General features: G+C 67.4%; 10 protein-coding genes and 2 tRNA genes. 10 read left to right on the top strand and 2 right to left on the bottom strand.

The window, feature by feature from the left end; genetic code table 11:
- Nucleotides 1–15 precede the first annotated feature (15 nt).
- The 8 genes from rapZ (at nucleotide 16) to F6W70_RS10015 (ending at nucleotide 6,563) form a co-directional block, all read left to right on the top strand.
- A complete protein-coding gene (gene rapZ, locus F6W70_RS10050) occupies nucleotides 16–888 on the top strand; it encodes an RNase adapter RapZ (RefSeq protein ID WP_151486520.1) in 873 nt (290 codons plus the stop codon).
- Between the two features lie 67 nt (nucleotides 889–955).
- On the top strand, nucleotides 956–1,933 hold the full coding sequence (gene whiA, locus F6W70_RS10045; RefSeq protein ID WP_017202788.1) for a DNA-binding protein WhiA: 978 nt from the start codon (nucleotides 956–958) through the stop codon (nucleotides 1,931–1,933).
- Nucleotides 1,934–2,120: 187 nt separating this feature from the next.
- A complete protein-coding gene (locus F6W70_RS10040; protein ID WP_017830287.1) occupies nucleotides 2,121–2,747 on the top strand; it encodes a superoxide dismutase in 627 nt (208 codons plus the stop codon).
- A 115-nt stretch (nucleotides 2,748–2,862) separates the two neighbouring features.
- Nucleotides 2,863–3,873: a type I glyceraldehyde-3-phosphate dehydrogenase gene (gap, locus tag F6W70_RS10035; RefSeq protein ID WP_017830288.1), complete on the top strand. Its 1,011-nt coding sequence runs from the start codon at nucleotides 2,863–2,865 to the stop codon at nucleotides 3,871–3,873.
- A 10-nt stretch (nucleotides 3,874–3,883) separates the two neighbouring features.
- Entirely contained in the window at nucleotides 3,884–5,098 is a 1,215-nt protein-coding gene (locus F6W70_RS10030; RefSeq protein WP_055867482.1) for a phosphoglycerate kinase, read from the top strand.
- Nucleotides 5,089–5,880 carry a triose-phosphate isomerase gene (tpiA, locus tag F6W70_RS10025; RefSeq protein ID WP_055872362.1) on the top strand — a complete coding sequence of 264 codons (792 nt, stop codon included), beginning with the start codon at nucleotides 5,089–5,091 and terminating at the stop codon, nucleotides 5,878–5,880. The genes F6W70_RS10030 and tpiA overlap by 10 nt, the downstream gene beginning before the upstream one ends.
- A gap of 81 nt (nucleotides 5,881–5,961) precedes the next feature.
- Nucleotides 5,962–6,210: a preprotein translocase subunit SecG gene (gene secG / locus F6W70_RS10020; protein ID WP_017202783.1), complete on the top strand. Its 249-nt coding sequence runs from the start codon at nucleotides 5,962–5,964 to the stop codon at nucleotides 6,208–6,210.
- Nucleotides 6,210–6,563: an RNA polymerase-binding protein RbpA gene (locus F6W70_RS10015; RefSeq protein ID WP_017830291.1), complete on the top strand. Its 354-nt coding sequence runs from the start codon at nucleotides 6,210–6,212 to the stop codon at nucleotides 6,561–6,563. Before secG ends, F6W70_RS10015 begins: the two co-directional genes overlap by 1 nt.
- 69 nt (nucleotides 6,564–6,632) lie before the next feature.
- On the opposite strand, the gene F6W70_RS10010 is transcribed toward F6W70_RS10015, so the two are convergent.
- Together F6W70_RS10010 and F6W70_RS10005 are read right to left on the bottom strand one after the other, a co-directional pair.
- Nucleotides 6,633–7,835 carry a hypothetical protein gene (locus tag F6W70_RS10010; RefSeq protein WP_151486519.1) on the bottom strand — a complete coding sequence of 401 codons (1,203 nt, stop codon included), beginning with the start codon at nucleotides 7,833–7,835 and terminating at the stop codon, nucleotides 6,633–6,635.
- A gap of 109 nt (nucleotides 7,836–7,944) precedes the next feature.
- Nucleotides 7,945–8,018, bottom strand: a tRNA-Gly gene (locus tag F6W70_RS10005).
- Nucleotides 8,019–8,127: 109 nt separating this feature from the next.
- On the opposite strand from F6W70_RS10005, the gene F6W70_RS10000 reads away from it, so the two are divergent.
- Together F6W70_RS10000 and tig are read left to right on the top strand one after the other, a co-directional pair.
- Nucleotides 8,128–8,201 (top strand) — tRNA-Pro (locus tag F6W70_RS10000).
- Between the two features lie 63 nt (nucleotides 8,202–8,264).
- Complete coding sequence (gene tig, locus F6W70_RS09995; protein WP_151486518.1) at nucleotides 8,265–9,734, top strand: trigger factor; 1,470 nt, start codon at nucleotides 8,265–8,267, stop codon at nucleotides 9,732–9,734.
- Nucleotides 9,735–9,776 lie beyond the last annotated feature (42 nt).

The raw sequence follows: 9,776 nt of genomic DNA, 5'->3' as shown, positions 1-9,776 counted from the left end.
AGGGAGCACTGAGCAATGGCTGACGGGGAAAAGGGCGAGTTCCTCATCGTCACGGGAATGTCCGGCGCGGGTCGGACGACGGTGGCGAACGCACTCGAGGATCTCGGCTGGTACGTGGTCGACAACCTGCCCCCGCAGATCCTGCGTCCGCTGCTGGATCTGACCGACATGGGCGGCACCGCCCTTCCGAAGGTCGCGGCCGTGGTCGATGTGCGCGGCCGCAATCTCTTCGACGACTTCCCCGGGGTGGCGCGTGCGCTGCGTTCACGGGGTTCCGTGCGGGTGCTCTTCCTCGACGCGTCCGACGACGTGCTGGTGCGTCGGTTCGAGTCCGTGCGCAGACCGCATCCGCTGCAGGGCGAAGGAACCCTGCTGGACGGCATCCGCATCGAGCGTGCCCGGCTCGCGCCGATCCGCGAAGCGGCCGACCTCGTCATCGACACCTCGACCCTCAACATCCACCAGCTCGCGACCCAGGTCTCCGACATCTTCTCGGAGGAGGGCCAGGCGCGCCATCGCGTCACCCTGCTGAGCTTCGGGTTCAAGTACGGGCTGCCGACCGATGTCGACATCGTCGCCGACATGCGGTTCCTGCCGAACCCGTTCTGGAACGAGGAGCTTCGAGGCTTGACGGGCCAGGACGAGGAGGTCCGGGACTACGTGCTCTCCCGCGACGGCGCGATGGAATTCCTGGATGCGTACTCCGCGGCCTTGGTACCGGTGCTCGAGGGATATCAGCGCGAGAACAAGAGCCACTCGACGATCGCGATCGGCTGCACGGGGGGAAAGCACCGCTCCGTGGCGATGTCGGAGGAGTTGGGCCGCCGTCTGGCCGCGATCCCCGGCGTCGCCGTGAACGTCCGTCACCGGGACCTCGGCCGAGAGTAGTGGGCCGCCCGGCCGAGTAAGCTGGACGTTTGCGTCGCGATCCGGCGCGTGAACGTGAAGGAGTGTCGTGGCACTAACCACCGACGTCAAGGCCGAGCTGGTCAGCATCCGCAATGCACCCCCGACGGTGCGAGTCGCGGAAGTGACCGCCATCCTCCGGTTCGCCGGCGGTCTGCATTCGATCGCCGGTCGTGTGGCCGTGGAGGCCGAGGTGGATGCCGAGACTCTCGCGCGCCGCGTCGCGCGTGACCTCGCCGAGATCTACGGTGTGCGACCCGAGATCGCCCAGGTGCAGTCGAGCACAGCGAACGACGGCGCCCGCTGGGCGGTGCGTGTGATCGCGCAGGGGGAGACCCTCGCCCGTCAGACCGGCTTGCTCGACCAGCGTCGGCGTCCTGTGCGGGGGCTGCCCAACCGGCTCACCACCGGCTCGCGCGCCGAGGTCGCGGGTCTCTGGCGCGGTGCGTTCCTCGCCGCGGGCACTCTGAGCGAGCCCGGACGCTCGGCGATGCTGGAAGTCGTCTGCCCGTCCTCGGAGGCGGCGATGGCACTCGTCGGCGCCGCTCACCGACTCGGCGTCGCCGCCAAGGCGCGCGAGGTGCGGGGCATGCCGCGCGTGGTCGTGCGCGAGGGGGAGGCCATCCGCACCATCCTCAACGAGATGGGCGCCCAGAAGACCGCGATCGCGTGGGAAGAGCTCCGTCAGCGCCGTGAGGTGAGGGCCGGCGTCAACCGTCTGGTGAACTTCGACGACGCGAACCTGCGCCGTTCCGCGCAGGCTGCCGTCGCCGCGTGCGCGCGCGTCGAGCGTGCGCTGGAGATTCTGGCCGACGAGGTGCCCGATCATCTGAAGGTGGCCGGCGAGCTGCGTCTCGCGCACCGCGATGCCAGCCTCGACGAGCTCGGCCACCACGCCGACCCGCCGCTGACGAAGGACGCCGTCGCCGGCCGCATCCGCCGCCTGCTCGCGATGGCCGACAAGCGCGCCCAGCAGGAGGGCATCCCCGGAACGGAAGCCGCGGTCCCCGTCGGACTCGACGTCTGACCCCGCACCCTTCTACGAAGACCCGCCGCCCGACATGAGGGCGGCGGGTCTTCGTCATACGACGGAAGGATCGGGGACGCAGCCGTGTTGTCGTCAGTAGGATGATTCACGTTCGCTCTACGCCGCACATCGGCGGCGCGGAGGATCGGCAAGCGCCGCGGCGCGGCGCGGATTGGATGAAAGCGATATGGCGACCTACACGCTCCCCGACCTTCCCTACGACTTCGCAGCTCTCGAGCCGCACATCAGCGGCAAGATCATGGAACTGCACCATGACAAGCACCACGCGGCCTACGTCGCCGGCGCGAACACCGCGCTCGACCAGCTCGCCGAGGCCCGCGAGAGCGGCAACCTCGCGAACGTCAACAAGCTCGAGAAGGACCTCGCCTTCAACCTCGGCGGTCACGTCAACCACTCGATCTTCTGGACGAACCTCTCGCCGAACGGCGGAGGCCAGCCCGAGGGTGAGCTGAAGGCGGCGATCGATGAGTACTTCGGCTCGTTCGAGAAGTTCCAGGCCCACTTCACGGCTGCAGCGACCGGCATCCAGGGCTCCGGCTGGGCGGTGCTCAGCTGGGACTCGATCGGCTCGCGCCTGATCATCCAGCAGCTGTTCGACCAGCAGTCGAACACCGCGCAGGGCACGATCCCGCTGTTCCAGCTCGACATGTGGGAGCACGCCTTCTACCTCGACTACCTCAACGTCAAGGCCGACTACGTCAAGGCCGCGTGGAACATCGCGAACTGGGAGAACGTCGCCCAGCGCCTCGAGGTCGCCCGTAAGCAGACGAACGGCCTGCTGGTACTGTCGTAATCGGGTCGCGTCCCGACGGGCCACGGCTCGTCGGGACGCCCTCTCAGCCAAAAAACCCCGCGCTTCACGCTTGCTGGAAAGCTGCGTGCAGCGCACGAGAAACAGGGAGACCTGAGTGTCTGTCAAGATCGGTATCAACGGCTTCGGCCGCATCGGACGCAACTACTTCCGCGCGGCTCTCGCGCAGGGAGCGGACCTTGAGATCGTCGCCGTCAACGACCTCACCGACAACAAGACCCTGGCGCACCTGCTGAAGTACGACTCGGTGGGCGGCGTCCTCGACGCCGAGATCAGCTACGACGAGGACAGCATCACCGTCAACGGCAAGACGATCAAGGCGTTCGCCGAGCGCGACCCCGCAGGCCTCCCGTGGGGCGAGCTGGGTGTCGACATCGTGATCGAGTCGACCGGCTTCTTCACCAAGGCCGAGCTCGCCAAGAAGCACATCGAGGCCGGCGCGAAGAAGGTCCTCATCTCGGCACCGGGCACCGGCGTCGATGGCACGTTCGTCATGGGCGTGAACGAGGACACGTACAACCCGGAGACGGATCACATCATCTCCAACGCGTCCTGCACCACGAACTGCCTCGCACCGCTGGCACAGGTCTTCAACGACGCCTTCGGTATCGACCGCGGCTTCATGATGACCGCGCACGCGTACACCGCCGACCAGAACCTGCAGGACGGCCCGCACAGCGACCTCCGCCGTGCACGCGCCGCCGCGATCAACATCACTCCCGCCTCCACCGGTGCCGCCAAGGCCATCGGCGAGGTGCTGCCGGAGCTCCAGGGCAAGCTGAGCGGCTCCTCGTACCGCGTCCCGGTTCCCACCGGCTCGATCGTCGACCTCACCCTCATCACGGACCGCGAGAACCTGACGGTCGACGAGGTCAACGAGGCGTACAAGAAGGCTGCTGCCGAGGGGCGCCTCGCCGGTTTCCTCCAGTACAACGAGGACCCGATCGTCTCGAGCGACATCGTGCACAACCCGCACTCGTCGATCTTCGACTCGACGCTCACCAACGTCAGCGGCAACCTGATCAAGGTCTCCAGCTGGTACGACAACGAGTGGGGCTACTCCAACCGTCTCGTCGACCTGACCGAGTACGTGGCCGAGCGCCTCTAAGCTCAGACACATGACTCTGCGCACCCTGGACACACTGGGGTCGCTCGAGGGCAAGCGCGTCATCGTCCGTTGTGATCTCAACGTCCCCCTGCGGGATGGGATCATCACGGACGATGGCCGTGTCCGCGCCTCGTTGCCGACCCTCAATGCACTGATCAACGCGGGTGCCCGCGTGGTCGTGTGCTCCCACCTCGGCCGCCCGGATGGCGCGCCCGATCCGCAGTACAGCCTGGAGCCGGTGGCCCAGCGGCTGTCCGAGCTGCTCGGCGCTCCTGTCGCCTTCGCACGCGACACCGTCGGCGAGTCGGCTCAGGAGGCCGTCGCCTCGCTCGAGGACGGCGGGGTCGTCGTCATCGAGAACCTGCGGTTCAACGCGGGGGAGACGTCGAAGGATGACGCCACCCGCGCCGCGTTCGCCGCGGAGCTGGCAACGCTCGGGGACGTTCTCGTCTCCGACGGGTTCGGGGTCGTTCACCGCAAGCAGGCGAGCGTCTACGAGCTCGCCGAGCTGCTCCCGTCGGCGGCAGGCCTGCTGATCGCCGCCGAGCTCGATGTGCTCGATCGTCTGACCGAGAACCCGGAGCGCCCGTACGCGGTCGTCCTCGGCGGATCGAAGGTCAGCGACAAGCTGGGCGTCATCTCGCATCTGCTTCCGCGGGTGGACAGGATCCTCGTCGGCGGCGGCATGCTGTTCACCTTCCTGAAGGCACAGGGCCACGCCGTGGCGTCGAGCCTGCTGGAAGAGGACCAGCTCGAGACGGTTCGCGGCTACATCGCGGAGGCCGCCGAGCGTGGCGTGGAGCTCGTGCTCCCCACCGATGTCGTGGTCGCCGCATCCTTCGGCGCGGACGCCGCGCACGAAGTCGCCGCCGCCGACGCGATCGAGTCGACGCCGTTCGGTGCCTCCGGCATCGGACTGGACATCGGCCCTGCGACGGCGGAGCGTTTCGCGGAGGTCATCCGCGAGTCGAAGACGGTGTTCTGGAACGGCCCGATGGGCGTGTTCGAGTTCCCCGCGTTCGCGGCCGGCACCAAGACCGTGGCGCAGGCGCTCACCGAGGTCGACGGCCTCAGCGTGGTGGGCGGCGGTGACTCCGCGGCGGCCGTGCGTCAGCTCGGATTCTCCGACGACCAGTTCGGTCATATCTCGACCGGCGGCGGCGCGAGCCTCGAATTCCTCGAGGGCAAGAAACTACCTGGGCTGGAGGTCCTCGGATGGGCGTGAACTCCCGTACCCCGCTGATCGCGGGAAACTGGAAGATGAATCTCGACCACCTTCAGGCGGTCGCGTTCGTGCAGAAGCTGCACTGGACGTTGAAGGATGCCAAGCACGAGGACGGGTCCGTCGAGGTGGCGGTCTTCCCGCCCTTCACCGACATCCGCAGCGTGCAGACGCTCATCGATGCGGACAAGATCCCGTTCGCGCTCGGTGCGCAGGATGTGTCGGCGCACGACTCCGGTGCGTACACCGGCGAGGTCTCCGGGGCGTTCCTGGCGAAGCTCGACGCGAAGTACGTCATCATCGGACACTCCGAGCGTCGTGAGTACCACTCCGAAGGCGACGACATCGTGGCCGCCAAGGTGAAGGCGTCGCTCAAGCACGGCCTCGTGCCCGTGATCTGCGTCGGTGAGACCGCTGGCGACCTCGAGAAGTTCGGCGCCAGTGCGGTTCCGGTGTCGCAGCTCGAAGCCGCGCTCGATGGCGTCTCGCCGAAGGCGGACATCGTCGTGGCCTACGAGCCCGTATGGGCGATCGGCTCCGGCCAGGCGGCGACCCCGCAGCAGGCGCAGGATGTCTGCGCCGCACTGCGCGCCGTCATCGCGAAGGTTCTGGGCGACGAAGCGGCCGCGCGCACGCGCATCCTCTACGGCGGTTCGGTGAAGTCGGGCAACATCGCCAGCTTCATGCGCGAACCCGATGTGGACGGCGCTCTGGTCGGCGGGGCGAGCCTCGTCGTGGACGAGTTCGCCGCGATCATCCGCTTCGAGAAGCACGTCGGCGTGTGAGTGCAGCGGGGCTTCGGCCCCGCTGCACCGTATACTTGACCGTTACGGGGGCGCTCCGGCCCCATCGAAAGGCTCTTTCTCGTGGCAATTCTCGAGTTCGTCCTGCAGGTCGTGCTGGGTATCACCAGCGTTCTGCTGACCCTCCTCATCCTCTTGCACAAAGGTCGCGGCGGTGGCCTGTCCGACATGTTCGGTGGAGGCATGACCTCCGCGGTCGGCTCTTCCGGACTCGCGGAGCGGAACCTGAACCGCTTCACCGTCGTCCTGGCTCTGACGTGGTTCGTCTCCATCGTCGCGCTGGGCCTCATCACGAAATTCGAGGTCATCTGATGGCAACCGGTGGAAACGCGATCCGCGGAACCCGAGTGGGCTCCGGCCCCATGGGCGAGCAGGACCACGGCTATCACGCCGACCGCATCGCGGTCTCGTACTGGGACGGCCTCGGCAACGAGACCGTGCGGTACTTCGCCGCCGGTCTCCCGGAAGAGGAGATCCCGGAGACGATCGATCACCCGCAGTCCGGTCTTCCCGCCGGTCGCGACAAGGAGAATCCTCCTGCGCTCGCGAAGGCGGAGCCGTACAAGACTCACCTCGCCTACGTGAAGGAGCGTCGTACCGACGAGGAAGCCGTCCAGCTTCTCGACGATGCTCTCACGCAGTTGCGTGAGCGCCGGGGACAGTGACCTCGGTCTGACCTAGAAGAAGCCGCCGCGAGTGATCGCGGCGGCTTCTTCCGTATCCGGAGACCGTGCTCAGCGGCAGCCCGCCGCCGCGTCGATGTAGTTCTGCGGAGGGTATCCGTATGCCCAGACCCCGTTGGCATCGTCGGTGTAGCCCATGCTGATGGCCCAGGCGGTCGCCCACTTCTCGATGCTGTCCTGCGTGGAGGAGTCGTACATGCTCTGACACTTGACACTGATCGCATGCCCGACCTCGTGTGCGACGAGCGCCTTGCTCCGGACGCCCGGCCACTGCTCGGCAACCGAGTTCGAGAGTGCGATGGTCGCCCGCCCCTTCTCTCCCCACCACCAGGTCGTATAGCCGCCCATGCTGCCGTTGTAGCCGGCGCCGCTGACCACCGGCGCCCAGTCGAAGTCGAGAAGCACGCCGGGAGCGAGGGACCTCGCGAACGCCTCGATCTCGAGCCGGGTGTCCAGAAGCGGCCCTGCCTTCTCCGCCAGCTCTTCGTTCTCGGTTGCGATGACCTGCGCAGCCGCGGCCTGCAGGGCGAGGTAGGCCGTGGCCGCATCTTCATCCACCGCCGTCGCAGTCGTCGCCTCCGCGGCCGCGTCGCGCAGGGCGATCACGGTTTCGGTGCGTGCCGAGAGATGAGCGCCTTCGAACCCGGGCGCGGCCTCGCCCGCAGTGGTGATCACAGCCAGACCGCTCTCGGTCACCGTCGCCCGTGCGTCTTCGATATCGGTCGAGGCGTCCACGAGCTCGTCGGCGAGGGCATCGACGTCGCGGAGTCGCTCGTCCAGTTCCGACGTGGCGCCGAACAGCTCCCAGAACCAGCCGGGCTTCGTGCCAACGGCAGGGATGTCCGTCGCGACGACGCCATCCGCGTCCGAGGCCGTGGCGGTGCTGTCTTCGACCGCCGAGGCGAGCCCGGCATGCACATCGTCGGGCACGGCGATCGGCTGGTTCCCTCCCGAGATGACCCGTCCGGCCGCATCGGTTGCTGCACGCAGGTCGGCGATCTCGTCGCGCACCTGCGCCTTCGCGCTCGACGTCGTCTCGGCGGCGCTCTCGTACTGCGACGCGGCGCTGTCGTATCCGAGATTCGATGTCACCTGAGTGATGGCCAACGCCGCGATCACGGCGGCTCCACCGAGCAGGCCGAGAAGGAGTCCGGTGCGCGTGCTTCGGCGTGGCGGCGTCGGTACAGGGGCGGAGGATGCCGCGGAGAACTGGACGGGCAGCTGGTGCCCGCCGTCGCGAAGCGTCTGACCCATTCGATGGTGCCTTCCGGTCGGAGACTGCGTGCAGCGGTGCTGTCAGCGTATTCGACGGGAGGGACAGGAATGCGAGAAGGCCCCCACCGATGGTGGGGGCCTTCTCGAGTGGAGGGGCTGACGAGAATCGAACTCGCATCATCTGTTTGGAAGACAGAGGCTTTACCACTAAGCTACAGCCCCGGATCCGCACCTTCGGAAAGGTTCGGTACCGACTCATCGACTATACCGGACTCTGACGCATGCTCCTGTCCGTTAGACTCGGTGGGGCTGAATCCGCGTGCGGATTCCCCGGGGCGTAGCTCAGTTTGGTAGAGCGCCCGCTTTGGGAGCGGGAGGTCGCAGGTTCAACTCCTGTCGCCCCGACACGGCCCCCACGGACCTTACAGCCGCGATTCGAAGCGGAAATCACAAGGAGAACACACCAGCATGGCGAACAGCACCGTCGAGAAGCTGACCCCGACCCGGGTCAAGCTCACCATCACGGTCACCCCGGACGACCTCAAGCCCAGCATCGCTCACGCGTACGAGCACATCGCTCAGGACGTGCAGATCCCCGGCTTCCGCAAGGGCAAGGTCCCGGCTCCGATCATCGACCAGCGCATCGGTCGTGGCGCCGTCATCGAGCACGCCGTCAACGAGGGCCTGGACAAGTTCTTCCGCGACGCGACGGTCGAGCACAAGCTGCGCGTCGTCGGCCGCCCGGCCGCCGACATCACGCAGTGGCCGAACGAGAAGGACTTCTCGGGCGACCTGCTCGTCGACATCGAGGTGGACGTCCGCCCCGAGATCGAGCTGCCCTCCTACGACGGCATCACGGTGACGGTCGACGCCGTCGAGGCCGATGACGCCGCGCTCGACGCAGAGCTCGACAACATGCGCGCCCGCTTCGGCACGCTCGTCCCGGTCGACCGTCCCGCCGCGAAGGGTGACTTCGTCGAGCTCGACCTCGTCGCCACGATCGACGGCGCCGAGATCGACCGCGCCGAGGGCGTCTCCTACGAGGTCGGCTCCGGCGAGCTGCTCGAGGGCATCGACGACGCGATCGAGTCGCTCACCGCCGGTGAGGACACCACGTTCCGCTCGGCTCTGGTCGGCGGCGACCACGCCGGTTCCGAGGCCGAGGTCTCCGTGACGGTCAAGGCGGTCAAGGAGCGCGAGCTCCCCGAGGCCGACGACGACTTCGCACAGATCGCGAGCGAGTTCGACACGATCGCCGAGCTCCGCGAGAGCCTCGCCGAGCGCGTCGCTCAGCAGGGCGTCTTCACGCAGGGCTCCGCCGCGCGCGACAAGCTCGTCGAGGTGCTGCTCGAGCAGATCGAGATCCCGGTCCCGCCGCAGCTCATCGAAGACGAGGTGCACAACCACCTCGAGGGCGAGGGCCGTCTCGAGGACGAGGTGCACCGCGCCGAGGTCACCGAGGCCAGCGAGAAGCAGTTCCGCACGCAGGTTCTCCTCGACACGATCGCCGAGCAGGCCGATGTTCAGGTGTCGCAGGAAGAGCTCAGCCAGTACCTCATCCAGTCGGCTGCGCAGTACGGCATGGCTCCGCAGGAGTTCGTCGAGGCGCTGGAGTCCTCGAACCAGCTGCCGGCGCTCGTCGGTGAGGTCGCCCGCAACAAGGCCCTCGCGATCGCCCTGGGCAAGGTGAAGGTCGTCGACAGCAACGGCAAGCCCGTCGATCTGTCCGACTTCATCGTCACCGACGACGAGGCCGCCGAGGCCGAGTCCGCCGAGGTCGAGGAGAAGCCGGCCAAGAAGGCTCCTGCCAAGAAGCCTGCTGCCAAGAAGGCTCCGGCCAAGAAGGCCGATGCGGCTGACGAGGCCGAGAAGACGGCTGCCAAGAAGCCCGCCGCCAAGAAGGCTCCGGCCAAGAAGGCGGCCGACAAGGCCGAGTGATCGGACACGATCCAGTGAAGAGGGCGGATGCTGCGGCATCCG

The organism is Microbacterium maritypicum, from assembly GCF_008868125.1.
Taxonomy (GTDB): Bacteria; Actinomycetota; Actinomycetes; order Actinomycetales; family Microbacteriaceae; genus Microbacterium; species Microbacterium maritypicum.
The sequence above is the reverse complement of the archived record's forward strand: the minus strand, read 5'-3'. Positions and strand labels throughout refer to the sequence as shown.

Excerpts from the sequence above, each read along its gene's own strand:
- rapZ (WP_151486520.1), top strand. The coding sequence starts at position 16 with ATGGCTGACGGGGAAAAGGGCGAGTTCCTCATCGTCACGGGAATGTCC.
- F6W70_RS10040 (WP_017830287.1), top strand. The coding sequence starts at position 2,121 with ATGGCGACCTACACGCTCCCCGACCTTCCCTACGACTTCGCAGCTCTC.
- F6W70_RS10030 (WP_055867482.1), top strand. The coding sequence starts at position 3,884 with ATGACTCTGCGCACCCTGGACACACTGGGGTCGCTCGAGGGCAAGCGC.
- tpiA (WP_055872362.1), top strand. The coding sequence starts at position 5,089 with ATGGGCGTGAACTCCCGTACCCCGCTGATCGCGGGAAACTGGAAGATG.
- F6W70_RS10015 (WP_017830291.1), top strand. The coding sequence starts at position 6,210 with ATGGCAACCGGTGGAAACGCGATCCGCGGAACCCGAGTGGGCTCCGGC.
- F6W70_RS10010 (WP_151486519.1), bottom strand. The coding sequence starts at position 7,835 with ATGGGTCAGACGCTTCGCGACGGCGGGCACCAGCTGCCCGTCCAGTTC.
- tig (WP_151486518.1), top strand. The coding sequence starts at position 8,265 with ATGGCGAACAGCACCGTCGAGAAGCTGACCCCGACCCGGGTCAAGCTC.